The organism is Bradyrhizobium sp. UFLA03-84, assembly GCF_002289535.1.
In the GTDB taxonomy this organism is placed as follows: domain Bacteria; phylum Pseudomonadota; class Alphaproteobacteria; order Rhizobiales; family Xanthobacteraceae; genus Bradyrhizobium; species Bradyrhizobium viridifuturi.
This window is the reverse complement of sequence record NZ_NSJY01000013.1, coordinates 827,256-852,133: the sequence shown is the minus strand read 5'-3', so window position 1 is coordinate 852,133 and position 24,878 is coordinate 827,256. Positions and strand designations below refer to the sequence as shown.

The following is a 24,878-nucleotide window of genomic DNA, read 5'->3' as shown; positions in this document are numbered from 1 at the left end:
CAACGCCTGCCTCTGGAATACTGGATCACCCGGTCGAGCCGGGCGATGACATCGAGCTTGTGGCTCGCGCCCCTACGCCGCTTCGGACGCCGCCGCGGCGTCGCTTTCGGCGTCCACCTTGAACAGGTCGGGCTCGACGGGAAGCGGAAAATGCTTCAGCCGCGCGGCGACGACGGGGGCGAAGAAGCTGCGGTGATGGCTGCTCGGCCCGAGCCGGTCCAGCGCCTCGAGATGTTCGGGGACGCCGTAGCCCTTGTGCTGCTCGAAGCCGTAGCCGGGACAATCCAGCGCAAGCGCACACATCAGGCGGTCGCGCGTCACCTTGGCGATGATCGAGGCCGCCGCGATCGAGGCCACGATGCCGTCGCCGCCGATCACGGCGTCGCAGTCGCAGGGCGTCGCGAGCTTGTCGCGGCCGTCGACGAAGACGTGCTTCGGCATCTCCGGCAGCGCGTGTACCGCGCGCGCCAGCGCCCACAGCGAGGCGCGCAGGATGTTGTCGCGATCGATTCGCGCCGGCGAAGCCACCGCGACCGAGAATGCAGCGGTGGCGCAGATTTCCTCGAACAGCTCCTCGCGGCGCTCAGCGGTCAGCCGCTTGGAATCATCGAGGCCCTTGGGAACGCGATTCGGATCCAGCACCACGGCGGCAGCGACCACGGGGCCGGCCAGCGGTCCGCGGCCGGCCTCGTCGCAGCCGGCGACCGGCCAGATACCGCGCTTGATCAGCGCGCGCTCGCGCCGGAAGCTCGGCCGCGTCACGGTGATGACGCGTTTCTCCGCCTTGGCCGGCGCAGCCGCCTTGCCTGACTTTGCCGGCGCCTTTTTGGACGTGTTCTTGGACTTGTCCCGAATCATGCGGGGATCGTGATCAAGCGCAGCCCGCGGCGCAACCGGGAACCGGGCGCCCTTCCCCGTTATTCAGTTCGACCAGCCCGCCAGCCCGCGCTAGTCGGGAATCGACACCCGTCCGCTCTCGAGCACCTCAAAACCCGGCGCGCGAACCACTTCCCAGGCGTGCCCATCGGGATCGCCGAAATAGCCGCAATAACCGCCATAGCTGGTCGACTGCGCCGGCTTCAGCAGCTTGGCGCCTTTCGACAGCGCAAACGCCATCACGCGATCGACCTCGGCATCGTCGTTGCAGTTCCAGGCGATCGAGACGCCGTGGAATGCAGCCGGCCGCGGCTGATCGGGCAATCCGGCGTCGTCGGCGAGCAGGTGCCACGGGAACAGCCCGAGCACGCTGCCGCCGGTCTCGAAGAAGGCCACCTCCTCGCCGGTCGCGCGCATCTTCCTCGCGAAGCCGAGCGACTCGTAGAAGGCGATGCTGGCGCGCATGTCGCTGACGCCGAGCGTCAGGACGGTGAAACGTGCGGTCGGGGCGTTACTCATTATTACCTCTTTCCGTCATTTCGAGACACCCGGTCGGCGCGAAGCGTCGCCGGATGACAGGCTCCGCGAAGCAATCCATCGTACCGCATATGCCGAAGCATGGATTGCTTCGTCGCTTCGCTCCTCGCAGTGACGCCTGTCGCGTCAGAACAAGCTGAGCTGCTGGCCGCTTCGCTTCGGCTTGGCGAAATGATCGGTGGTCAGCTTGGTGCGCCGCTTGTTGAGGCCGAGCTTTTCGCAGGCGATCTCGAAGCGGCGGCCGATCATCCAGGCCATCGGGCCGGTGCCCTTCATCCGCGTGCCCCATTGCGAGTCGTAATCGCGGCCGCCGCGCATGTCGCGGATCAGCGTGAAGACGTGGCGATAACGGTCCGGATAGTTCGCCATCAGCCATTCGCGAAAGAGATCGCGAACCTCGAGCGGCAGCCGCAGCAGCACGTAGCTCGCCTCCTTGGCGCCGGCATGGGCTGCCGCATCGAGGATGCGCTCGATCTCGGAATCGTTCAGCGCCGGGATCACGGGCGCGACCATCACCGTGGTCGGGATGCCGGCCTCGGTGAGCCGCTTGATTGCCTCGAGCCGCTTCGGCGGGGTCGAGGCGCGCGGCTCCATGGTGCGGGCGAGCTTGGGATCGAGCGTCGTCACCGACAGCGCAACCTTGGCGAGGTTGCGCTTGGCCATCCGCGAAAGGATATCGATGTCGCGGGTCACCAGCGCCGACTTGGTCACGATGCCGACCGGATGGCCGGCGCGCTCCAGCACTTCGAGGATGCCGCGCATGATCTTCCGCTCGCGCTCGATCGGCTGATAGGGATCGGTGTTGGTGCCGATCGCGATCATCCGCGCTTCGTAGTCGGGCGCCGCCAGTTCCTTCTCGAGCAGCGCCGGCGCGTCCGGCTTGGCGAACAGTTTCGACTCGAAGTCGAGCCCCGGCGACAGGCCGAGATAGGCGTGGGTCGGCCGCGCGAAGCAATACACGCAGCCATGCTCGCAGCCACGATAGGGATTGATCGAGCGATCGAAGCCGATGTCGGGCGAGTCGTTGCGGGTGATCACCTTGCGCGAGGTGTCGAGCGCCACGCTGGTGGTGAACGGCGGCAGGTCTTCGAGGCTCTGCCAGCCGTCGTCGAAGGCGACCCGCGCCTCGGCCTCATAACGGCCGCTGGCATTGGACTGCGCGCCGCGGCCGCGCCGCCGCTCGCGCTCGATCGCGACCGCAAGCTCGGGAAAAGGGGTGGGTGCACCCGCCGGGTTATCGGAGGGCGCCGTTACCGGCGGGTGCTTGAGGGCATGAGAGGATGCTCGGCTCATGTTCCGAAGCTAACACAGCCAAAGAACAAATCAAGAACACGAGTGGAGAAAATCCACAAAGTGATGACGCAAAAATCTGCAGGCGAAGAGGCTGCTTTGAATATGACAAGGTGATAACACGGCCGGAGTTTCCAGAACCGTTTGAGCCAGCGAAGCCTCAAATCATGCTGAGCGTGATCATTCCAACCGACGGGATCGAGCGCACTGCGGTCGCGACCTTGGCGGCGCTGGTGCCGGGCGCCGCCGCCGGCGTGATCCGCGAAGTGCTGCTGGTCGACCGCACCGATACCGACATCATGGAGCGCGTCGCCGACGTCGCAGGCTGCCGCTTCCTGCGCTTCGAGGGCACCCGTGCCGCGGCGCTCGCGGCCGGCGCACGTCAGGCGCGCTCGCCCTGGCTGATGTTCCTGCATCCGGGCGCGGTGCTCGATGCGGGCTGGATCGAGGAGACCACCCAGTTCATCCAGATGGTGGCGGCGAGCGGCAAGGACCGCGCCGGCATCTTCCGCTACGCCCGCGCGCCCTACTCCGACCCCGGCCTGCGCGACGGCCTCAAATTCGTCGCCCGGATGATCACCGGCCCCTCGGCCGAACAGGGCCTGCTGATCGCGCGCGAGCATTACGAGCGGATCGGCGGCTACCGGCCGGAGGCCCGCCGCTCCGAGGCGCGGCTGCTGCGCCGGCTCGGCCGCTCCTCCCGCACCATGCTGCGCAGCCGGATCATGGTGGCCTGAATAAAAGGCTTGCGGATTATTTGATTATGTCAAATAATATATTTGATGAAATCAAATTCCTATGACGCCACCCTTGAGAGCCAGGTCGCCGCGGTGCGCGGCTTCAGCCGGTTCTACACCCGCAAGCTCGGCATCATCGAGCCGAAGCTGCTGCACTCCCCGTTCACGCTGCAGGAAGCGCGGATCATCTACGAGCTGGCGCATCGCGAGCACTGCATCGCCACCGACCTGGTGCGCGACCTCGACCTCGATGCCGGCTTCGTCAGCCGCACGCTGGCGGCACTGCAGCGCCGCCAGATCGTGACGCGCAAGCCGTCGAAGGACGACAAGCGCGTCAACGAGGTGGCGCTGACCGCCAAGGGCCGCGCCACGGCCGCGGACCTCGACAGCCGCTCGCGCGACGAGGTCGCCGCGCTGCTGATGCAGATCAACAGCAACCACCGCGCCGCGGTGGTGCATGCGATGAGCACGATAGAACAAGCGTTGGAGCCAACCATGCAGAAACCCACCGGCTTCCTGCTGCGCAGCCACCGCGTCGGCGACATGGGCTGGGTCGTCTCGCGACAGGGACAAGCCTACGCCGAAGAATACGGGTGGGACATCAGCTACGAGGCATTGGTGGCCGAGATCTGCGCGCAGTTTCTGCGATCGTTCGATCCGGTGCGCGAGCATTGCTGGATCGCCGAGGTTGAGGGCGAGCCGGTCGGCTCGATCTTCCTGGTCAACGGCGGCGACGGCATCGCCAAGCTGCGGCTGTTGCTGGTCGAGGAGAAGGCACGCGGGCTCGGCGTCGGCCGCGCTTTGGTCGAGCAATGCATCCGCGGCGCACGCGAGAGGGGCTACAAGAAGATGACGTTGTGGACCCAGAGCATCCTGCTCGCCGCGCGCGGCATCTATGCCCGCGCCGGCTTCCAGCGCGTCAAGGAAGAGAAGCACCACAGCTTCGGCGCCGATCTGGTCGGCGAGACCTGGGAGCTCGAGTTGTGAAGCCGCAGCGCCGCGAAACCGGGCGGCGCGTCACGGCTGAGCTCATCACGTTTTATACGCGCAGGGCGCATGCGTTGCGGGCCGAAGCGTATCGCGAGGCGGTGCGCGCGTTGTGGCGCGCTTTGATCGGAATCTTCGGTGGCGGTTGATCAATCCCGCGCTCGTCATTCTCAGATGCGCAATTGCGCATCTGAGGGCGCGCGAAGCGCGAGCCCGGAATGACCAGGAGATAATGCCTACACACTCGCCCCTTTCGCCTTCGGACGGCGCAAATGCTCGTCGAGCCGCGGCATGATCTCGACGAAATTGCAGGGCTTCGTGCGGTAGTCGAGCTGCGCGGCCAGGATGCCGTCCCAGCCGTCGCGGCAGGCGCCGGGCGACCCGGGCAGGCAGAAGATGAAGGTCGCGCCGGCAACGCCGGCGGTCGCGCGGCTCTGGATCGTCGAGGCGCCGATCTTGGCATGGCTCAGCATGTGGAAGGCGATCGAGAAGCCATCCATCCGCTTCTCGAACAGCGGCTCGACCGCCTCCGGCGTGACGTCGCGGCCGGTGAAGCCGGTGCCGCCTGTCGTGATGACCGCATCGACGCCGTCATCGGCGATCCAGCGCCGGATCACCGCGCGGATCGCCTCGACATCGTCGGTGACGATCTCGCGCGCCGCGAGCTTGTGGCCGGCCGCGGTGAGACGATCGGCGAGCGTGGTGCCCGACTTGTCATCCGCCAGCGAGCGGGTGTCGGAAATCGTCAGCACCGCGATGTTGAGCGGGACGAATTGCTTGGTCTCGTCGATTGAAGACATGGCCTGCTCTCTCGCTCCCTCTCCCGCTTGCGGGGGAGGGTTGGGGTGGGGGTGTCACCGCAAGTCATATAGTGGAGAGATCCCCCACCCGCATCGTATCTAACGATGCGATGCGACCTCCCCCGCAAGCGGGAGAGGTGAACTGAGCTCGCGGCCTTGCCCCCGTTGAACCGGCTTCCTACCCGCCGCTGAACGTGTTGCAGGCCTGCACGGTGCCCTGCTGGTAGCCGGTCATGAACCATTGCTTGCGCTGCGCGGCGGAGCCGTGGGTGAAGGAATCAGGCACCACCCGGCCTGTGGCCTGCCGTTGCAGCGTGTCGTCGCCGATCGCATTCGCGGTGGTCAGCGCGGCGTCGATGTCGCCGGCCTCGAGGAAGCCCGGCCGCTTCTTCTCCTCACGGTTGACCCAGACGCCGGAGAGACAATCGGCCTGCAGCTCGACCTTGACCTGTAGCGCGTTGGCCTCGGCCTTGCTGCCGGCCTGCTGCTGTAGCCGGTTCACGCGCGGGATGATGCCGAGCAGGTTCTGGATGTGATGGCCGGCCTCATGCGCGATGATATAGGCCGCGGTGAACTTGCAGGCGTTGCCCGAGCAGCCGCGGAAGCGCGTCTCGACTTCGCGGAAGAAGCCGGTGTCGAGGAAGATGGTCTTGTCCGGCGGGCAGTAGAACGGCCCCATCGCCGACTGCGCCATGCCGCAGCGGCCGCCATTGGTGGCGTTGCGGAACAGCACGATCTTCGGACCGGTGTAGGACTGACCCGAGGCCTGGAAGATCTCGCTCCAGCGATCGTCGATCTCGCCGAGGATGCCGGCGATCATGCTGCCCATCTCGTCGGTCGGCGCGCCGCGCTTGGCCTGGCCGCCGGAGGACTGCCGGTCGGTCTGATAGGTCGGCGCCTGACCGCCGCCGGTGAGAATCTCGGCGCCGCCGATCAGGATGCGCGGATCGATGCCGAAGGCGTAGCCGAGCAGGCCGAGCACGATGACCGTGCCGATGCCGAGCCCGCCACCGCCGCCCATCGGAATCCCGAAGCCGCCACCACCGCCGCCGCCTCCGCTGTCGTCGCGACGGTCTTCGATGTCGTCGCTGCGGCGGAAATCATCATAGCGCATGGCGGTTTCCCTTCATTCCAGTCGGCGCCCCATTGCGGGACACACCAACCTAAAATTTCCATTCTGTTAATCAATATCCTGCCCGGCAAAAATTGCCTAGCCCGTTGCACGCGCATCGTTTGCACCGCGAACACTGCAGACGGCGGCGAATTTACCGGCCGAATCGTGCCGGTTTGATGATCCGCAAAATTTTTCGCAGAACGCGCTGATGTTGCAGCACAACGTCAAAGACAATGCGCCACGTCGTTCAAAAGATGCTGCAATCTTTTGCATGAACATTTCCAATTAAGTCGATTTTTACTTTGCCGGGTCAATGTGACGCCAGTCGGTTGTTTAGTCCCGCGTCGCCGACAGCGTCGCCTGAGTCAGAGTTCTTGAGTCATGGTAGTGTCGCGTCGCGGGGCGTCTGCAAGGGCGCCCCGCACTAAATTTGAGAGTGCCCCGTCGAGCCACATCGTCATTGGCGATTGCGTGGCCGAGTTGTCGAAGCTTCAGGCCGGCTCGGTCGACCTGGTCTTCGCGGATCCTCCCTACAATCTGCAGCTCAAGGGCGATCTCAAGCGCCCCGACGAGTCGCATGTCGATGCCGTCAACGACGACTGGGACAAGTTCTCGTCGTTCGCCGCCTATGACGATTTCACCCGCGCCTGGCTGCTGGCCTGCCGTCGCGTGATGAAGCCGTCGGCGACGCTGTGGGTGATCGGCTCCTATCACAATATCTTCCGCGTCGGCGCGATCATGCAGGACCTCGGCTTCTGGCTCCTGAACGACATCGTGTGGCGCAAGTCGAATCCGATGCCGAACTTCCGCGGCCGCCGCTTCACCAACGCGCACGAGACCATGATCTGGGCCGCGCGCGACGAGAAGGCCAAGGGCTATACCTTCAACTACGAAGCGCTGAAGGCGTCCAACGAGGACGTGCAGGCGCGCTCCGACTGGCTGATCCCGCTGTGCACCGGCGAGGAGCGCCTCAAGGGCGACGACGGCAAGAAGGTCCATCCGACCCAGAAGCCCGAGCAGTTGCTCGCCCGCGTGCTGCTGTCGTCGTCGAAGCCTGGCGATCTCGTGATCGATCCGTTCAACGGCACCGGCACCACCGGCGCCGTCGCCAAGCGCCTCGGCCGCAACTATATCGGCTTCGAGCGCGACCGGACCTATGCCGCCGCAGCCGAAGCCCGCATCGCCGCGATCGAACCGCTGCCGGAAGCAACGCTGGCACCGTTCATGACCGCGCGCGAGGCGCCTCGGGTCGCGTTCTCCGAACTGATCGAGCGCGGCATGATCGTTCCCGGTGCAAAGCTGGTCGACGCCAAGAAGCGCCATGGCGCCCTGGTGCGCGCCGACGGCGCCATCATGCTCGGCGACAAGGTCGGCTCGATCCACCGCATCGGTGCCGTCGCGCAAGGCTCGGGCGCCTGCAACGGCTGGACCTTCTGGCACGTCGAGACCAAGACCGGCCTCAGGCTGATCGACGAGCTGCGCGCCGAGATCCGCTCCGAGATGGCGGTGGGCTGAGCAGGCCCTCCGACGGAAACGCCCTGACGCCGCGTTCGAAGGCAGCGCGGAGTTAGCGCGACGGGCAGTTGGTGCCCCTCTCGCCGGTCTCCTCCACTATCACGCAGGAATGTCCGGGATTGCCGTCGGGATACCCCGCACCTTTCATCACCAGGAAGGTGACGGAATGCGCTCCGTAAAGGCCGGCTGGAAAGCGGATCTTGCTGCGGACGACAAATTCACCCGCGCCGTTCTGAGTGATCTTGCCATTCGCAAGCAGCTGGACAAGCCCGGCCTGCGCGGGAAGCACCTCATACGGCACGACGGGTTCGCTCGCGACGACGCTCGCGGGATCGATATCGATCACACCGCCGGGCCAAAAGCGCCGCAGATCGTCGCCCGCACGGCTCGGACCTGACTCGATGGTCAGGTCGCCGGCATTCCCCACAATGTTGAGCGTGCCTGCGCTCTTGCGGATCACGAGACCGCGCCCCGATCGCCCTCCGACCACGTCGATCGCTCCCGAGGGAACGTCGAAGGCGGAGACCGCGTACTTGGCCGCGACGACATCTGGAGCCCTCCCACCGCGGCCTTGACCGCGCCGACGGCCAGCAACGAGCCGCTCGACGGCGTCTCGTCGAAATAGCGCATGCAGTTGGAACGGCCGAGGAAGCTGACGCGGTCGCGTGCAATGCCAGTTACGCCGGCCACCGGCCCCTGCTTCGGATCGCTGCCGCTGCGGCCATTGCTCGAACTCGTCACCACGACGCGCTCGATCCGCTCCACGGCGCCGCCGAATTGCCAGATGGTCGGGCTGAAGCTTGCGATCACCAGATAGAGCGGATCTTTGCCCGGCTCGACATTGATCCGACCGGCATACACCTCGGTGTCCTGTTGACCGATCGTCACGCTCGACAACGACTCGGTTTGATACGCGCCGAGCAATACCACCTTGGCTTTCTCGGAAACTGGCGGCATCCCGCAAGCAGCCCGTTCGGCGTCGATCGCAATCTGCCTCTTCCGAGCGAGCTCAGCCTGCTCGAACTGGCGCCTCTGCGCGGCTTCCGGATCGATAGAGGGAGGCATGGGCGCGCGCCGGAATTCCATCAATTCCTGCTGCGAGACATTGCCGTCATGGTCGGTATCGACCGCCCGAAACAGCGTCTCGCCGGCGGCCTCGTAACCGGCACGCGACAGTTCGCCTGACGTCGCCGCCTCGAGCGCCAATGCTAGACGGGTCTTCGCCGCAAAGCCGTTCAATGCAGAGGCCTGCCGCTGGCTTGCCTCGTTGAACTTCGCCGCTTCGGCAAGACTGACCTTGCCGTCCTTGTTGGTGTCGAGCGCCATGATCGTGGTGACCGCGCGCTGGACCGCTTCCTCGCCACTGCCGAGCGGCGACTTGCCGATCATCGACTGCGCGCGTGACCAACGCGACTCGTATGCGGCGCTTCTGCGAACCTCGTCCTCGGTGACGAAGCCGTCGCCGTCGAGGTCGTAGCGCAGCACGGACATCCAGGCGACGGATCTGGCCTGGGCTGTTTCCATCAGCGCGTGCAGTTCGACATCACGCGGCGTGAGCTTGCCGTCGCTATCAGCGTCAAGGTTGAAGAACTCGCTGCGAAGCTGCTCAAGGTAACGATCCAAGGGTTGCCCTGCGGGTAAACGCAACAGCAACTGCTCCTGAGCGAGCCTTGCGGGCGACGGCGGCGACCCGGCCGGCGCTTGTGCGCCGGCCGGCTGCCCGGCCAGGGCTGCGACGCCGAGACCGGCCAGACCGGTATTGCGGAGCGATGATAGCAACGGCATTTCGAGCTCTCCCGATCCCGGCATTACGCCGTGCGTGCGCGCCAGACAAGCCGCTACCTCCTGTTGAGCTCGAGAACGGTAAATGGCTGATTGAGGTGGCATCCGGCCTTCCGCTGATGTCCAAGCAGCGCCGTTAGGCATCGCTCGTCGCGGGTTTGCGCCGATTATCACGGGCGCACGGAATGACGAGGTATTGAATGCGCCCTTCTTGATACAGCGGCGAAGCGGGCCTACCCTCATCGCCGTCACTTGCCGTTTCGATTGGTCGCCCGATGCGAAGACAATCCGAGACCTTGCTGCTGGTGCCGCTGCTGCCGATCTTCCTGCTCGGAATGTTTCCGATGCTGCTGATCGGCCTGCTCGGATTCTTCGGCCTGATCATCTTCGGCATCCTGTTGGTCTGCGTCGGGCTGACACTCGCCCTCGAGGCGCATGGCGAATTCAACGAAGAGATCATCGTGCACGGCTTTACCCGCGGCTCCGGGCGCGCGACGCAGCTTTCACAGCTGCATGCCGCGACCCGCTCCGCCGCCCTGCTGGACCTCGCGGGAATTGCGCTGGTCGTCGCGGGTATCCTGGGCTTCTTCTGGGCCGGCTGACCAGCGCGGCACGCGACCCTGATTCACAAACTCGTCGCTTGCGCGTTGCAGCGAATTTTGCGCATGAGGGGCCCTGCGGCCATCCCCCCGCCGCGCCCCGATCTCGCCGGTCACAAGAACCAAGGGAGTCCCTTCATGATCAAATTCTATTTCAATGGCGCGCCGAACCCGAACAAGGTCGCACTGTTTCTGGAAGAATCCGGCCTGCCGTTCCAGGCGATCCCGGTCGACACCCGCAAGGGCGAGCAGTTCGCGCCTGATTTCCTGAAGGTCAATCCGAACGGCAAGGTGCCGGCGATCGACGATGACGGCGTGCTGGTGTTCGACAGCAACGCCATCCTGCTCTACCTCGCCGAGGAGCACGGCAAGTTCCTGCCGGCCAACACCCCGGCGAACCGCGCCGCCACGCTGTCCTGGCTGATGTTCATCGCCACCGGCCTCGGCCCGTATTCCGGCCAGGCTGTGCACTTCAAGCACTTCGCGCCGAAGGACCTCGACTACGCCAACAACCGCTACCAGTACGAGGCGCACCGCCACTACAAGATCCTCGACGATCACCTGGCGAAATCCCGCTACATGGTCGGCGACAGCTACACCATCGTCGACATGGCGTTCTGGGGCTGGGCGCGGATGGCGCCGTTCATCCTCGGCGAGGAGGGCTATGCGAAATACCCGAACGTGAAGCGGCTGGTCGACGAGATTTCGGCGCGGCCGGCGGCGGCGCGCGCGATCGCGCTGAAGGACAAGCACACCTTCAAGGCCGAAATGGACGACGCGGCCCGCGACATCATGTTCCGCCACCTCAAGAACAAGGTGGCGTAAGCCGACCGACACGATCGGTGAACGGCGCCCTCGCGGGCGCCGTTTTCATTTGTTTTGCCCTCTTGCGGCGCGCGCTACGCCGGAAACGCGCCGAGCGCCTTCTCGGTCAGAACCGAGTCGCAATATTCCCGCACCTCCTTGATCCGGCCGCCGTCGAAGCGGAACACCAGGCAATAGTCGTTGTCGTAGCGCTGACCTTCCTTGGTGAGGTTGTTGCCCTTGGCCTCGACCACGACGATGTCGCCGTCGGCGATGATGCGATGCGCGACCGTGCGGGTGCGCTCGACCAGCCTGGAGCGGACCCGGCCGTGCAAATCGGTCATGATCGATTGCCTGCCGGTGAAGGTACGGGACCACGAGTATTGCCCGGTCACGGTCCAGATCGCGTCGTCGGCAAGGACAGTCATGAACAGCGACTTCTCGCGTACCGTGGGATCGGGACTGCTCGCGATCATGAATATCTCCTGCACCAGTTTCTTGTTGTCGGCTGCGCTCATGGCGCGTCTCCTTGCGATGGGTCGGCTCTGATCTCAGGCGTTTCTCACGCGAACCGCTGTTCGTTTCGGGTGAGAACGCCTTACCTTCGCACCATGCGACGCCGGCGCGCATTCTTCCAATCGATAGGTGGTATGATATATATTCACCCGATGAATTTGAATTCGCTTGACCTCAATTTGCTGGTCGCGCTCGACGCCCTGCTGCGCGAAGCCAATGTCAGCCGCGCCGCGATGCGGCTCAATCTGTCGCAGCCGGCGACCAGCCACGCGCTGCAGCGGCTGCGCGACCTGATCGGCGATCCGCTTTTGGTGCGCAACGGAGCGCGGATGGAGCTGACGCCGCGCGCACAGGCGCTGCGCTCGCCGCTGGCGCAGGCGCTGGACCAGGTGCGCACGCTTTTCGTCTCCGACGATTTCGACGCGGCGCGCAGCGAGCGGCATTTTCGCCTGATGATGCCCGACCTCGCGGTCGAGCTCCTGATGCCGTCGCTGATGGAGAAAGTGACGCGGATGGCGCCGAACGTCACCATCGACGTGGTGCCGTGGCGGGGACCCGCGATCTTCACGCCGGACTTCGCCCGCACCATCGATCTCGTGATCTCGATCGGCGACTCCTTCAAGGGCTTTCACCGCCAGCGGCTCTACACCGACAGCGACGCGCTCGCGGTGCGCCGCGGCCATCCTGCCAGCGCCAGGCTCAGGAAGCGCGAGGCGTTCCTCGCCGCGCGGCATGTCGCCGTGATCATCCGCGGCCAGAACGAGGACCTGATCGACACCTGGCTGCGCGGCAAAGGCATCGAACGGCGGATAGCGCTGGTGGTGCCGGGCTATATCGAGGCGCTGCACATCACCGCCCGCACCGACCTCGTCGCCTTCGTGCCGCGCCGCCTGATCTCGGCGTTGTCGAAGCAGCTGTCGCTGGTGACGGTGACACCGCCGCTCGATCCCGGGATCGACGAGCAGCAAATGTTCTATCCGACGCGGGCGCAGATGGATCCGGGCTCGATCTGGCTGCGCAAGCTGATGCTGGAGACCGGACGGGAGCTGGAGACGGGGAAGGCGTAACACACACTTTCGTCGTCCCGGCCTTCGCCGGGACGACATCGCATTCTTAACTTCCGCTTCGCTCTCTGCCCTACGCCCTCTGCTCGGCCAGCACCTTCTGCACCGCCGGGCGGCTCTCCATCGCCGCGCGGTGCGCCTTCACCTTGGGCAGGGTCGCGATGTCGACCCCGTCGCCGTCGAGCCAGAGGGTCAGCGTGTAGAGATAGGCATCGCCCACCGTGTAGCCCTCGCCCATCACCCAAGGCCCCCTGAGCATGTCGCGGTCGATCAGGTTGAAGCAGGCGCCCATCGTCTTCGGGACCATCGACTTCATGTCGGCGAACGACGTCTCCTGCGTCGCCCAGCGTGCGCCGCGCATCCTGTGGGCGTGGCAGACATGCACCGTCGAGCAGAGATAGGAGTTGAACGACTGGAGCCTGGCGAACTCGAAGGCGTCGTCAAGCGGCGCGAGCTTCGCCTGCGGATAGGTCTGCGCGATGTAGGCCAGCATCGCCGGCGTCTCAGTCAGCACGCCGCGGTCGGTCACCAGCGTCGGCACGCGGCCCTTGGGGTTGATCTTGAGATATTCCGGGCTGTTCTGCTGGTTGTTCTTGAAGTCGAGCCGCTCGACCGTATAGGGCGCGCCGGCTTCGGCAAGCGCGATGTGGGTGGCGAGCGCACAGGTGCCGGGGGCGGTATAGAGCTTCAGCATGTCGATGTCCTCTACGGGCCTTGTCAGCTCGTTGCGAACCCGGCCCTTACCTTTTTATGGGATGCGGCCGAAGTTAGCGGCGACGTTCCTTGCCGTCCACCCCGCGCGGTGCCGCGGACCTTGCCCGCGGCGGGGCCGCCGTGCGATGACCATGGCCAATCGAGAGGGCTTTTCATGACGGTGCTCATTGCAGGTGGCGGAATTGGCGGGCTGACGCTGGCGCTCAGCCTGCACCAGATCGGCGTGCCCTGCCGCGTGTTCGAGAGCGTGCCCGAGCTCAGGCCGCTCGGCGTCGGGATCAACGTGCTGCCGCATGCGGTGCGCGAACTGATCGAGCTCGGCCTGCATGATGTGCTCGACGCATCGGCGGTGCGGACCCGCGAGCTCGCCTATTTCTCCAAGCACGGCAAACCGATCTGGAGCGAGCCGCGCGGGCTCGAGGCCGGCTATAAATGGCCGCAGTTCTCGATCCATCGCGGCCGCTTGCAGCAACTGCTGCTCGATGCCGCGACCGAGCGGCTGGGAGCCGCCAACATCCTGACCAGCCATCACCTGACCGGCTGGACCGAGACGGCAAACGGCGTCCGCGCCGAGTTCATCGACCGCGCCACCGGCAAGCCCGCCGGCAGCTATGACGGCGCGGTGCTGATCGCCGCCGACGGCATCCATTCCGCGGTGCGCGAGAAGCTCTATCCGCAGGAAGGGCCGCCGATCTGGAACGGCCGCATCCTGTGGCGCGGCATCACCCGCGGCAACGCCTTCCTGACCGGCCGCACCATGATCATGGCCGGCCACGAGACGTTGAAATTCGTCTGCTACCCGATCTCCAAGGAAGCCGGGGCCGACGGCAAGTTCGATATCAACTGGGTCGCCGAGCGGCACATGCCGCCGACCTATCAGTGGCGCCGCGAGGACTACAACCGCACGGCCAAGCTCGACGAGTTCCTGCCGTGGTTCGAGAGCTGGAATTTCGACTGGCTCGACGTGCCCGGCCTGATCCGCAACTGTCCGCACGCCTACGAATATCCGCTGGTCGATCGCGACCCGATCCCGCAATGGACCTTCGGCCGCGTCACGCTGATGGGCGACGCCGCGCATCCGATGTACCCGATCGGCTCGAACGGCGCCTCGCAGGCAATCCTCGATGCACGCACGCTGACGCGCGAGATCCTGGCGCATGGCCCGACGCAGGCAGCGCTTGCGGCCTATGAGGCCGAGCGGCGGCCCGCAACGACCGACCTCGTGATGCTGAACCGCCGCAACGGCCCCGAGCAAGTGATGCAGCTGGTCGAGGAGCGCGCGCCTGATGGCTTCAAGGTCGTTACCGACGTGCTGTCGCAGCAGGAGCTCGAAGACATCGCCGCCAACTACAAGCGCGTCGCCGGCTTCCAGGTCGAGGGGCTGAACGCCAAGCCGCCGATCGTGCAGCGGCCGGGCTGATTTGGGCTAACAAGGCCTCATCCCCGTCATTGCGAGCGAAGCGAAGCAATCCATCGCGCGGCATTCGCGGAGGCATGGATTGCTTCGTGGCGTCAACGCAGCGCCCGTGTCGCCTCCACCAGGCGGATGCTGCTGCTCGCCGTCGCGAGCAACGTGCCGTCCGCGGCGGTGAGCCGGCCCTCGACGAAGGCGATGGTCTTGCCGAGCTGGGTCACCGTCGCCTCGCCGGTGATCGGACCGGGCTTGGCGGGCGCCAGGAAATTCACGGTCATCGTAATGGTCGTGGTGAAGAGCCTGCCCTCGGTCATCACGAACACCGCCGGCCCCATCGTGTCGTCGAGCATCGCGGTGAGCATGCCGCCCTGGATAAAGCCGGCCGGATTGCAGAAATCCGGCTTGCCGTCGAAGGTCATCCTGATCCAGCCGTCCTGCGGACGTGCGTCAACCAGGCGCCAGCCGAGCAGCTTTGCGACCGGCGGCATTGGAATGTTATCGAGCGCAGTTGCGATCATGGCGACCTCCGTTGTCATGGAGGTGATAGCCGGGCGCTGCTGCCAGCATTGTGTCAGCAGGTCGTCATCTCTTAGAGGTCGAGCCCGTGCGCGATGACCTTGCGCATCACATTGGGAAAGGCCTCGCCGTCGAGCGTCGCCACCGGCACCCAGCGCATGCCCTCCGGCGCGCGGGTCCGCGCTGCGACGCTGGCGGTGTAGACCACGAGTTCGAGCGGAAAGTGCGTGAAGACGTGGGTGACGATTCCGGCCTTGCGGTGCCAGCGCGTGACGCCCTTGAGTTCCGGCGCCTGCGCCAGCGCGGCTGCCTCCTCCTGCCCGGCGAGCCATTGCGATCCCGGCACCTCGGTCATGCCGCCGAGCAGGCCCTTTTCCGGGCGCGAGCGCACCAGGAGTTCGCCGCCCCGCGTCACCACGAAGGCGGCGCCGCGGCGCAGCGTGCCGCTCTTTTTCGGCGCCTTGCGCGGGAACGTCTCCTGGTCGCCGCGGATGCGGCCGCCGCAATCGTCATTCAGCGGACACAACGCGCAGGCCGGTTTCTTCGGCGTACAGATGGTGGCACCGAGATCCATCAGGGCCTGCGCGCTGTCCCCGGCGCGGGCCGGGCCAAGCAGGGTCGCCGCCATTTGCTGAATCAGCGGCTTGGCCTGCGGCAGCGCCTCTTCGATTGCATAGAGCCGGGTGACCACGCGCTCGATGTTGCCGTCCACCGGCATCGTGCGGCGGTCGAACGCAATCGCGGCGATCGCCGCCGCCGTGTAGGGTCCGATCCCGGGCAGCGCACGCAGGCCCTCCTCGGTGTCCGGAAATGCCCCGCCATGGTTGCCCGTCACCGCGACCGCGCAGGCGTACAGGTTCCGCGCCCGCGAATAATAGCCGAGCCCGGCCCACAACCTCAGGACATCGTCGAGCGAGGCGCGGCCGAGCGCGGTCACATCGGGCCAGCGCGCCACGAATTTCTCGAAATAAGGTCCGACCGCCCGCACCGTGGTCTGCTGCAGCATGATCTCCGACAGCCACACCCGGTATGGATCCGCCCGCTCCCCGGCCTTCGCGCGCCACGGCAGCGTCCGGCGATGCCGGTCATACCAGGCGAGCAGCCGCGCCGGGCGATCCGTTTGCTGGTCGGTCGATCTGGATTTGGCGGCTGCGCGCGAACTCATGAACGTATCTTAAGGCAAATTCCGCCGCGTCATGCCCGGGCTTGCCCCCGGCATCCACGTCTTTCTTTCTGGCACGGAAACGCGGCCACAATGATGAACATTGTTTCGGCCACATCACCGCCGCTGCTATAACCCTTCCCATGTCCAAACCCGGCCCGATCAGCGCAAAGCCCTTGTCGATCCTGCTTAACGACGTCTTCAAGGACGCCTATGCCAAGCAGGGCTTTGCCGCGCGCGAATTGGTGACGCGCTGGACCGAGATCGCGGGCGACCGGATCGCGCCCTATTGCGAGCCCATGAAGATACAGTGGCCGCGCCCCGTCGAAGGGCGGCCCCAGGAGCCGGCGACGCTGGTGCTGCGGGTCGAGGGGCCGATGGCGCTCGAGATCCAGCACTCCTCCGACGTGATCCTGGAACGGGTCAACCGCTTCTTCGGCTGGCATGCGGTCGGCCGCCTGACGATCCGGCAGGCGCCCCTCTCGCGCCGCGGCCGCCCGGCGCGGCCGCGCCCGCCCGACCCGAAAACCGTGGCCCGGGAGGCGGCCAACCTTGCAGCCGTGGAGGACGACGATCTGCGCGCGGCGCTGGCCCGGCTGGGTGCCTCGATCAAGCGAAATTGACGCTTTTCGGCGGCACGGCCGCGAGACCCCGGCATTGCCACAATGGCCGTTTCAAGCTAGCGAAGGCTTCTTTTTCGGGACCCCCTTCATTGTGGCGTGAATGCGCCAATCCGGGAGCTGACCTTGATCATCACGCGCCGTGCCTTCACCACCGCTCTCTCGCTGACTGGCTTGGCCGCCCTCGCCGGGCTGTCGCCGCTGCGCCTGATCTCGTCGGCTTTCGCACAGACCGCCGCCGAGGTCGCCAAGCCGCAGTCGCTGCCGGACATGGGGCTCGGCCCGCAGGACGCCAAGGTGACCATCGTCGAATACGCCTCGATGACCTGCCCGCACTGCGCCAACTTCAACGAGACCGTGTTCCCGAAGATCAAGTCGACCTACATCGACAGCGGCAAGGTCCGTTACGTGTTCCGCGAATTTCCGCTCGACATCAAGGCCGCCGCCGGCTCGATGCTGGCGCGCTGCATCGCCAAGGACGACGCGCCGAAGTTCTTCGCCGTGATCGACCTCTTGTTCCGTCAGCAGAACGACTGGGTGGTCAAGAACACCACCGAGACGCTGACCCGGATCGGCAAGCAGGCCGGCCTCAGCCAACAGCAGGTCGAGGACTGCCTGAAGGATCAGAAGCTGCTCGACAAGATCGCCGCCGACCAGAAATACGCCAACGACGTGCTGAAGGTGAACTCGACGCCGACCTTCTTCATCAACGGCGAGATGCTGAAGGGCGAGACCTCGTTCGAGGAATTCAGCAAGCACATCGATCCGCTGCTGAAGAGCTGATCGCGCCCCATCGAGCCTGACATCGTCGTGCCCGAGTTTGAGTCGGGCACGATAATTGTGGATGACTTGCGATCACGGCCTGCAGCCGTCGCATTATTTCGTTGTTGAAAACCTGATTCGCCCGATGCGAATCTCCGAGGACATAAAACCCCTGCAAATCCCTCGCAAATCCCTTGGGAAAAGCTTGGTCAAGCGGTTGCCCTGACGCACCGGCATCGCCATTGTCGCCGCTCATGAGAGCTGCACGCAGCTATTCACCCCAGACACCGACATTGCCATCCATGGTATTGTCACGGCAGGGAGATTCGCGCCCGGCCAAACGAGATTTGTGTACATGAAGCTCACGCGCCTCCGCCTGCACGGTTTCAAGTCGTTCGTTGAACCCACCGATTTCATGATCGAGCCGGGCCTGACCGGCGTCGTCGGACCGAATGGCTGCGGCAAATCCAATCTCGTCGAGGCGCTGCGCTGGGCGATGGGCGAGACCTCGCACAAGTCGCTGCGCGCCGCCGACATGGATGCGGTGATCTTCGCCGGTTCCGGCAACCGTCCGGCGCGCAACCACGCCGAAGTCGTGATGACGATCGACAATTCCGATCGCTCGGCGCCGGCTGCGATGAACGACAGCCAGTTGCTCGAAATCTCCCGCCGCATCGAGCGCGAGGCCGGCTCGGTCTACCGCATCAACGGCCGCGACGTGCGCGCCCGCGACGTGCAGATCCTGTTCGCCGACGCCGCGACCGGCGCGCGTTCGCCGGCCCTCGTCCACCAGGGCAAGATCGGCGAGATCATCCAGGCCAAGCCGGAGCAGCGCCGCCGCGTGCTGGAAGACGCCGCCGGCGTCGCCGGCCTGCACGCCCGCCGTCATGAGGCGGAACTGCGACTCAAGGCGGCCGAAACCAACCTGACCCGCGTCGAGGACGTGATCGGCCAGCTCACCGGCCAGATGGAAGGCCTGAAGAAGCAGGCGCGCCAGGCGATCCGCTACCGCGAGGTCGCGGCCAAGGTGCGCAAGTCCGAGGCGATGCTGTTCCATCTGCGCTGGATCGAGGCCAACGCCGACGTCAACGACGCCGCGCGCACCCACGATCTCGCCGTGCGCGAGATGGCCGAGCGCACCCAGCATCAGGCGGAGGCCGCACGCATCCAGGCGATCCGCGCCACCGAGCTGCCCGCGCTGCGCGACGCCGAGGCGCGCGCCGCCGCCGGCCTGCAGCGCCTGACCAATGCGCGCGAGATGCTCGACCGCGAGGAGCAGCGCGCCAAGGAGCGCGTCGGCGAACTCGATCGCCGCCTTACCCAGTTCGCCCAGGACATCGCGCGCGAGCAGCAGCAGACCTCGGATGCCGACATCGCGCTGCAGCGGCTCGACACCGAAGACGCCGAGCTCAAGGAAGAGATCAAGTCGCGGGTCGAGAAGCGCTCCGGCGTCGATGAGCGCGTCGCCGAGGCCGAAGAGATCCTGGCCGCCACCGAGCGCCAGTTCTCCGAACTGACCACGCAGCTCGCCGACCTCACTGCCAAGCGCAACCAGCTCGAAGCCGGCGTGCGCACCCATCGCGATCGGCTGGCGCGGCTCGATCAGGAGATCGCCAACGTCCAGGCCGAGGAGTCAAAGCTCGCGCAGGAAACCGGCAATCTCGGCGACATCGATGCGCTCGCCGCCGCCATGGAGATGGCGCAGCAGACCCTCGCCGAATCCGAGGCGGCGGTGCAGGAGAGCGAGGCGCACCACGCCGCCGCACGGCAGACGCTGGAAGCCTCCCGCAATCCGCTCGCTGAAGCGGAAAAGCGCGTGCAGCGGCTCGAGACCGAAGCCCGCACCATCTCCAAGCTCGTCACCAGCGAGACCAAGAATCTGTGGCCGCCGATCATCGACGGCATCACGGTCGCCAAGGGCTATGAGAAGGCGATCGGCGCCGTGCTCGGCGACGACCTCGATGCTCCCGTGGATTCCTCCGCGCCGATGCGCTGGACCAATGTCGGCGAATCCTCGGGCGATCCCTCGCTGCCTGACGGTGTCGAGCGGCTGGCCGATCATGTCCAGGCGCCGCCGGAACTGGCGCGCCGCCTGGCCCAGATCGGTGTCGTCGCCAAGGAGCGCGGCGCCGCACTGGTCTCGCAGCTGAAGACCGGCCAGCGGCTGGTGTCGCTCGAAGGCGACGTCTGGCGCTGGGACGGCTTTGTCGCCGACGCGCACGCTCCGACCGGCGCCGCGCGCCGCCTCGCCGAGCGCGCCCGCCTGGTCGATATCGAGCACGAGCTGGAACAGGCCCGTATCGATGCCGCCGCCAAGCGCCAGGCGCTGGAGACCGCTGAGGAAGAACTGCGCTCGGCGTCCGCCGCCGAGGGCGCCTCGCGTGAGGCCGTGCGCGCCGCTCGCCGCGAGACCGATGCCGCGCGCGAGCGCCATGCCGCGACCGAGCGCGAGATCAACCGTCACGCCGCCCGCAAATCGGCGCTGACCGAGGCGCACAGCCGCGTCGCTGCTGACCGCGCCGAGGCCGAAGCCGCGCATGAGAGCGCGGCTGCCGCGCTGGCCGAATTGCCGCCTGGCGTGGAAACCGAGGCCCAGCTCGCCGCGGTGCGCGCCGAGATCGACAATCAGCGCCGTGCGGCGGCGCAGGTCCGCGCCGAGGCGCAGGCGCTGGCCCGCGAGGCCGAGCTCGCCGACCGCCGCGTGCAGGCGATCCTTGCCGAGCGCAATGAATGGCAGACCCGCAAGACCAGCGCCGCCTCGCAGGTCGGGACCATCGAGGCGCGTATCGCCGAGGTGTCGATTGAGCGCGAGGAACTCGCCAATGCGCCGGAAGTGTTCGCCGAAAAGCGCAGCGCGCTGATCACGGAGATCGAGCACGCCGAGGGCGATCGCCGCATCGCCGCCGACGCGCTCGCGACCGCCGAAGCCGCGATGGCGGAAACCGACCGCGTCGCCAAGGCGACGCTCGAAGCGCTGTCGTCGTCCCGCGAAGCCACCGCGCGCGCCGAAGAGCGCATGGAAGGCACCCGCCGCCGGCTTGCCGACATCGAGCGCGAGATCCACGACATGCTCGAGGTCGAGCCCAGCGCCGTCGTCGGCATGGCCGAGATCGAGCCGGGCGCGGAGCTGCCACCGGTCGGCCAGGTCGAGGAAGAGCTCGAAAAGCTGCGGCGCGACCGCGAACGGCTCGGCGCCGTCAATCTGCGCGCCGAGGAAGAGTTGAAGGAAGTCGAGACCCAGCACACCGCGCTGACCACCGAACGCGACGACCTCGTCGAGGCGATCAAGCGGCTGCGCCAGGGCATCCAGAGCCTCAACCGCGAAGCGCGCGAGCGCCTGCTGACGTCGTTCGAGACCGTCAACAACCACTTCAAGCGGCTGTTCACCGAACTGTTCGGCGGCGGCGAAGCCGCGCTGCACCTGATCGAGAGCGATGATCCGCTGGAAGCCGGTCTCGAGATCATCGCCAAGCCGCCCGGCAAGAAGCCGCAGACGCTGTCGCTGCTCTCGGGCGGCGAGCAGGCGCTGACCGCGCTCTCGCTGATCTTCGCGGTGTTCCTCACCAACCCGTCGCCGATCTGCGTGCTGGACGAAGTCGATGCGCCGCTCGACGACCACAACGTCGAACGGTTCTGCAGCCTGCTGCACGAAATGACCGGCTCGACCGACACGCGCTTCATCATCATCACGCACAATCCGATCACGATGGCGCGGATGAACCGGCTGTTCGGCGTCACCATGGCCGAGCGCGGCGTGTCCCAGCTGGTGTCGGTCGACCTGCAGGGCGCGGTCGACATCCTCGACCAGAACGTGGCGTAAGGCGGCGTCAGAACACCTCGGATTTGAGGCGAGGCCTTTCGGCCTCGTCATTGCGAGGAGCGATAGCGACGAAGCAATCCATGCTTCCGCAAGCGGCGATATGGATTGCTTCGCTCCGCTCGCAATGACATGGGGATGGTACGGCGCATGACCTCACCCGACCTGCCTGCCGAACTCAAAGCCTCCCTCAACGCCCGGCTCGAAGGCCTGTCACGCAGCGACACCGCCGGCCGTGCGGCCATCATCTCGCAGACCTATCGCGAAGGCGGCGGCTCCTCGACGATCAAGACCGAGACCGATGCGCTGGCCTACGCCGTGGCGCGGATGCCGGCGACCTATGCCGCCGTGGTGGCGAGCCTCAATTCACTCTCCGAAATCAGGCCGGATTTCGCGCCCACGAGCCTGCTCGATGTCGGCGCCGGGCCGGGGACGGCAAGCTGGGCGGCCGCGGAAGCCTTCCCGTCGTTGCAGGCGTTCACTCTGCTCGATTCCAATGAGGCCCTGCGGACGCTGGCGCTCGACCTCACGCGCCGGAGCGAGCGCCTGCGCCGCATCACCTACGAGCTGGGCCAGGCTCGCATTTATGCGGCGCATGCCGAGGCCGCTGACCTCGTGATCGCGAGCTACGTCATCAACGAGCTCAATGATGCCGAGCGCGACGCGCTCACCGATGTCATGTGGGAGAAAACCAGGGACACCCTGCTGGTCGTCGAGCCCGGCACACCGGCGGGCTATGCGCGGATCATCGCACTCCGTGCCCGATTGATCGCCGCCGGCGCGCATGTCGCCGCGCCCTGCCCGCATGACAATGGCTGTCCGCTGATTGCGCCCGACTGGTGCCATTTCTCGCAGCGTCTGCAACGCTCACGCGCGCACAAGCAGGTCAAGGGCGCCGACGCCCCGTTCGAGGACGAGCGCTTCGCCTACGTCGCGCTGACACGGGCGCCACTGGCAGCACGACCATCCCGCGTGCTGGCGCAGCCGGATGTCGGCAAGGTCGAGATTGCGGCCAAGCTCTGCACGGTGGAGGGCATCACCGTCGCCGAGGTGCCCCGCCGCGCCAAGGCCGACTACGCGCGCGCCCGGCGCTGGCGCTGGGGCGATGCGGTCGAGATATCCGTTGCGGGTCGTCCCGGTGAAAGCCGGGATCCATAACCACCGATCTCAATTGTGAAGCGAAGCCGACGCCACTTGTGCCCCTTCCGCGGGCCGCGGCGTATGGGTCCCGGCTCCCGTGCGCAATTGCGCACTAGGCCGGGACGACGATGTTGAACCAATTCGCATCCATCATTGACCAAGACAATGCCCACCTTTTCGCGGCGGGCTGCCCTGCGCCCCGATCTTGGGCTACGGTGCCGCCGTCTCGTCCATCAGGAGTTGCCCTGTCATGTCGACCAGTTGGATCGTTGTCGGCGTCATCGTCCTTCTCGTGCTGTTTGCGTTCGGCGCCTACAACCGGCTGGTCGCGCTCGGCCAGCGGGTCAGCCAGGCGTTTGCCGACATCGACGTGCAGCTCAAGCAGCGTCACGACCTGATCCCGAACCTGGTCGAGACCGTGAAGGGCTATGCCTCCCATGAGCGCGGCACGCTCGACGACGTCATCAAGGCGCGCAACTCGGCGATGTCGGCACAGGGTCCGGCCCAGGTGTCGGCGGCGGAGAACCAGCTTTCCGGCGCGCTGGGCCGGCTGATCGCGCTGTCGGAGGCCTATCCGGACCTCAAGGCCAACGCCAATTTCCAGCAGCTCGCCTCCGAGCTGTCCGATCTCGAGAACAAGATCGCAGCCAGCCGCCGCTTCTTCAACAACGCGGTCCAGGAATACAACACCGGCATCCAGCAGATGCCGGCCGCCTTGTTCGCCGGCATGTTCGGCTTCACCCGCAAGGATTTCTTCGACCTCGGCGCCAGCCGCACGGAGGTCGAGGCGGCACCGAGCGTGAAGTTCTGAGGCGCAACGCGCTCCGGCGAGAGGCTGCTCCGTCATGGCCGCCTATGGTCTCTACACGCATATCGCATCGAACAAGTTTCGTTCGATGCTGCTGCTCGCCGGCCTGTTCCTGCTGATCTACGTGCTGGTCTATGCCGGCGCGCTGGTCGCCGAGGTAATGATCGATAGCGGCCGCACGGTCGACTATTATTTGACGCGGGCCTCGCGCGACCTGGTCTCCGCCCTGCCCTGGGCGACGATCGCGGCCGTGGCCTGGATCGTGATCGCCTATTTATTCCACCAGAAGATGATCGACGCCGTCACCGGCGGCGAAAGCGTGACGCGGCAGCAGCAGCCGCGGCTCTACAATCTGCTGGAAAACCTCTGCATCTCGCGCGGCATCCCGATGCCGAAGCTGAAGGTGATGGACAGCCCGGCGCTGAACGCGTTCGCGACCGGCCTCAACCCGCGGCAATACGCCATCACGGTCACCACCGGTCTGTTGAAGGCGCTGAACGATCAGGAGATCGAGGCCGTGCTCGGCCACGAGCTCACCCATATCAAGAACGGCGACGTGCAGCTGATGGTGATCGCGGTGATCATCGCCGGCGTGGTCGGCTTCTTCGGCGAGCTGTTCTTCCGCCTGTTCACGAACCTGTCGTGGAACTCGAGCGGCAGCGGTGGCGGCTGGTCGTCATCATCCTCGCGATCGTCGTCATCCTCCTCGGACCGCGACAGCAAGGGGTCGGGCGGCGGCGCGATTGTCGTCATCATCATCGCGGTCGCGCTGATCGTGCTGGCCTGGCTGCTGTCGCAGGTGGTCAAGCTCGCGCTGTCGCGCTCGCGCGAATTCCTCGCCGATGCCGGCTCGGTCGAACTGACCAAGAACCCCGATGCGATGATCTCGGCGCTGCGCAAGATCGAGAACCGCGGCGAACTGCCGGACGCCACCTCGGCGGTGATGGAACTCTGCGTCGACAATCCGCGCGAGGGCTTTGCCGACCTGTTCGCCACCCACCCGTCGGTGAAGTCCCGGGTCGATGCGTTGGTGAAATATGCCGGCGGCCGCGATCCCGGACCGCTGGCACTGCCTGACGAGACATCGGACCAGACGGAGACGCAGGACCGGCCGTCCAGGCCGGGCGATCAGCCTCCGCCAGTGACCCATGGCCCGTGGGGCGATCCGCCCGCGCAGCCGAGCAATCCGCCGCCGCTGCCGGGCGCGGGCCCCGCGCAGGGCCCATTCGGGCCTCTCCAAGGCCCGCTTCAGGGACCCTGGGGCAGGCACCGCTGATTGCCCGCTAGGCTACTCAGTCCATTAA

At 66.2% G+C, this 24,878-nt stretch carries 26 protein-coding genes; 14 read left to right on the top strand and 12 right to left on the bottom strand.

Annotated elements, in window-relative coordinates:
- Positions 1-72: 72 nt before the first annotated feature.
- The 3 genes from rnhB to CK489_RS18115 all read right to left on the bottom strand — a co-directional run bounded on the left by rnhB (position 73) and on the right by CK489_RS18115 (position 2,706).
- Positions 73-858: a ribonuclease HII gene (rnhB, locus tag CK489_RS18125; protein WP_095733193.1), complete on the bottom strand. Its 786-nt coding sequence runs from the start codon at positions 856-858 to the stop codon at positions 73-75.
- A 90-nt stretch (positions 859-948) separates the two neighbouring features.
- Positions 949-1,395 carry a VOC family protein gene (locus CK489_RS18120; RefSeq protein ID WP_095733192.1) on the bottom strand — a complete coding sequence of 149 codons (447 nt, stop codon included), beginning with the start codon at positions 1,393-1,395 and terminating at the stop codon, positions 949-951.
- A 144-nt stretch (positions 1,396-1,539) separates the two neighbouring features.
- The gene (locus CK489_RS18115; RefSeq protein WP_095733191.1) at positions 1,540-2,706 is read right to left on the bottom strand and encodes a PA0069 family radical SAM protein; all 1,167 of its coding nucleotides are present in this window, start codon (positions 2,704-2,706) and stop codon (positions 1,540-1,542) included.
- A 164-nt stretch (positions 2,707-2,870) separates the two neighbouring features.
- Between CK489_RS18115 and CK489_RS18110 the strand changes: the two genes are divergently transcribed.
- From CK489_RS18110 to CK489_RS41400, 3 genes are read left to right on the top strand one after another with little or no spacing between them, the layout of a single operon-like run.
- Complete coding sequence (locus tag CK489_RS18110; protein WP_095733190.1) at positions 2,871-3,440, top strand: glycosyltransferase family protein; 570 nt, start codon at positions 2,871-2,873, stop codon at positions 3,438-3,440.
- A gap of 45 nt (positions 3,441-3,485) precedes the next feature.
- Positions 3,486-4,427: a bifunctional helix-turn-helix transcriptional regulator/GNAT family N-acetyltransferase gene (locus CK489_RS18105; protein ID WP_050631954.1), complete on the top strand. Its 942-nt coding sequence runs from the start codon at positions 3,486-3,488 to the stop codon at positions 4,425-4,427.
- Positions 4,424-4,576, top strand: coding sequence for an RSP_7527 family protein (locus CK489_RS41400; RefSeq protein ID WP_158226467.1), 153 nt, complete (start codon positions 4,424-4,426; stop codon positions 4,574-4,576). The genes CK489_RS18105 and CK489_RS41400 overlap by 4 nt, the downstream gene beginning before the upstream one ends.
- 87 nt (positions 4,577-4,663) lie before the next feature.
- Here the strand turns inward: CK489_RS41400 and moaB are convergent, their stop codons facing one another.
- The 3 genes from moaB to CK489_RS41395 all read right to left on the bottom strand — a co-directional run bounded on the left by moaB (position 4,664) and on the right by CK489_RS41395 (position 6,614).
- A complete protein-coding gene (moaB, locus tag CK489_RS18100; RefSeq protein WP_050631955.1) occupies positions 4,664-5,227 on the bottom strand; it encodes a molybdenum cofactor biosynthesis protein B in 564 nt (187 codons plus the stop codon).
- 178 nt (positions 5,228-5,405) lie between these two features.
- The gene (gene ypfJ, locus CK489_RS18095; RefSeq protein WP_095733189.1) at positions 5,406-6,341 is read right to left on the bottom strand and encodes a KPN_02809 family neutral zinc metallopeptidase; all 936 of its coding nucleotides are present in this window, start codon (positions 6,339-6,341) and stop codon (positions 5,406-5,408) included.
- A 96-nt stretch (positions 6,342-6,437) separates the two neighbouring features.
- On the bottom strand, positions 6,438-6,614 hold the full coding sequence (locus CK489_RS41395; RefSeq protein WP_158226466.1) for a hypothetical protein: 177 nt from the start codon (positions 6,612-6,614) through the stop codon (positions 6,438-6,440).
- A gap of 108 nt (positions 6,615-6,722) precedes the next feature.
- Here CK489_RS41395 and CK489_RS18090 point away from each other — a divergent pair, with 108 nt between their 5' ends.
- Positions 6,723-7,856, top strand: coding sequence for a site-specific DNA-methyltransferase (locus CK489_RS18090; protein WP_095733188.1), 1,134 nt, complete (start codon positions 6,723-6,725; stop codon positions 7,854-7,856).
- Positions 7,857-7,908: 52 nt separating this feature from the next.
- Here CK489_RS18090 and CK489_RS18085 read toward each other — a convergent pair whose 3' ends face one another.
- Positions 7,909-8,316 (bottom strand): hypothetical protein, encoded by a 408-nt coding sequence (locus CK489_RS18085; RefSeq protein WP_095733187.1) that lies wholly within the window; start codon positions 8,314-8,316, stop codon positions 7,909-7,911.
- Positions 8,313-9,743 (bottom strand): EF-hand domain-containing protein, encoded by a 1,431-nt coding sequence (locus CK489_RS18080; protein ID WP_158226465.1) that lies wholly within the window; start codon positions 9,741-9,743, stop codon positions 8,313-8,315. Before CK489_RS18080 ends, CK489_RS18085 begins: the two co-directional genes overlap by 4 nt.
- Before the next feature lie 170 nt (positions 9,744-9,913).
- Between CK489_RS18080 and CK489_RS18075 the strand changes: the two genes are divergently transcribed.
- Both CK489_RS18075 and CK489_RS18070 read left to right on the top strand, forming a co-directional pair.
- Complete coding sequence (locus tag CK489_RS18075) at positions 9,914-10,240, top strand: hypothetical protein (protein ID WP_095733185.1); 327 nt, start codon at positions 9,914-9,916, stop codon at positions 10,238-10,240.
- 135 nt (positions 10,241-10,375) lie between these two features.
- Positions 10,376-11,062, top strand: a complete 687-nt coding sequence (locus tag CK489_RS18070) for a glutathione S-transferase family protein (RefSeq protein ID WP_095733184.1) — start codon at positions 10,376-10,378, stop codon at positions 11,060-11,062.
- Positions 11,063-11,136: 74 nt separating this feature from the next.
- Here CK489_RS18070 and CK489_RS18065 read toward each other — a convergent pair whose 3' ends face one another.
- Positions 11,137-11,559 (bottom strand): nuclear transport factor 2 family protein, encoded by a 423-nt coding sequence (locus tag CK489_RS18065; RefSeq protein WP_095733183.1) that lies wholly within the window; start codon positions 11,557-11,559, stop codon positions 11,137-11,139.
- Positions 11,560-11,709: 150 nt separating this feature from the next.
- Between CK489_RS18065 and CK489_RS18060 the strand changes: the two genes are divergently transcribed.
- A complete protein-coding gene (locus CK489_RS18060; protein WP_095733182.1) occupies positions 11,710-12,624 on the top strand; it encodes a LysR family transcriptional regulator in 915 nt (304 codons plus the stop codon).
- Between the two features lie 70 nt (positions 12,625-12,694).
- On the opposite strand, the gene CK489_RS18055 is transcribed toward CK489_RS18060, so the two are convergent.
- Positions 12,695-13,315: a glutathione S-transferase family protein gene (locus CK489_RS18055; protein ID WP_095733181.1), complete on the bottom strand. Its 621-nt coding sequence runs from the start codon at positions 13,313-13,315 to the stop codon at positions 12,695-12,697.
- A gap of 174 nt (positions 13,316-13,489) precedes the next feature.
- Between CK489_RS18055 and CK489_RS18050 the strand changes: the two genes are divergently transcribed.
- A complete protein-coding gene (locus CK489_RS18050; protein WP_095733180.1) occupies positions 13,490-14,755 on the top strand; it encodes a flavin-dependent oxidoreductase in 1,266 nt (421 codons plus the stop codon).
- Between the two features lie 92 nt (positions 14,756-14,847).
- Here CK489_RS18050 and CK489_RS18045 read toward each other — a convergent pair whose 3' ends face one another.
- The gene (locus CK489_RS18045; protein ID WP_095733694.1) at positions 14,848-15,267 is read right to left on the bottom strand and encodes a PaaI family thioesterase; all 420 of its coding nucleotides are present in this window, start codon (positions 15,265-15,267) and stop codon (positions 14,848-14,850) included.
- 71 nt (positions 15,268-15,338) lie between these two features.
- The gene (gene mutY, locus CK489_RS18040) at positions 15,339-16,430 is read right to left on the bottom strand and encodes an A/G-specific adenine glycosylase (RefSeq protein ID WP_095733179.1); all 1,092 of its coding nucleotides are present in this window, start codon (positions 16,428-16,430) and stop codon (positions 15,339-15,341) included.
- Positions 16,431-16,570: 140 nt separating this feature from the next.
- Here mutY and CK489_RS18035 point away from each other — a divergent pair, with 140 nt between their 5' ends.
- From CK489_RS18035 to CK489_RS18010, 6 genes are all read left to right on the top strand, one after another.
- On the top strand, positions 16,571-17,050 hold the full coding sequence (locus CK489_RS18035) for a DUF721 domain-containing protein (RefSeq protein WP_095733178.1): 480 nt from the start codon (positions 16,571-16,573) through the stop codon (positions 17,048-17,050).
- A 123-nt stretch (positions 17,051-17,173) separates the two neighbouring features.
- On the top strand, positions 17,174-17,830 hold the full coding sequence (locus CK489_RS18030; protein WP_050627248.1) for a DsbA family protein: 657 nt from the start codon (positions 17,174-17,176) through the stop codon (positions 17,828-17,830).
- Positions 17,831-18,164: 334 nt separating this feature from the next.
- Positions 18,165-21,629, top strand: coding sequence for a chromosome segregation protein SMC (gene smc, locus CK489_RS18025; protein WP_095733177.1), 3,465 nt, complete (start codon positions 18,165-18,167; stop codon positions 21,627-21,629).
- 147 nt (positions 21,630-21,776) lie between these two features.
- Positions 21,777-22,784 carry a small ribosomal subunit Rsm22 family protein gene (locus CK489_RS18020; RefSeq protein ID WP_095733693.1) on the top strand — a complete coding sequence of 336 codons (1,008 nt, stop codon included), beginning with the start codon at positions 21,777-21,779 and terminating at the stop codon, positions 22,782-22,784.
- Positions 22,785-23,016: 232 nt separating this feature from the next.
- Positions 23,017-23,577 (top strand): LemA family protein, encoded by a 561-nt coding sequence (locus tag CK489_RS18015; protein WP_095733176.1) that lies wholly within the window; start codon positions 23,017-23,019, stop codon positions 23,575-23,577.
- Between the two features lie 34 nt (positions 23,578-23,611).
- Positions 23,612-24,850: a M48 family metallopeptidase gene (locus tag CK489_RS18010; RefSeq protein ID WP_095733175.1), complete on the top strand. Its 1,239-nt coding sequence runs from the start codon at positions 23,612-23,614 to the stop codon at positions 24,848-24,850.
- The last annotated feature ends 28 nt before the right edge of the window (positions 24,851-24,878 follow it).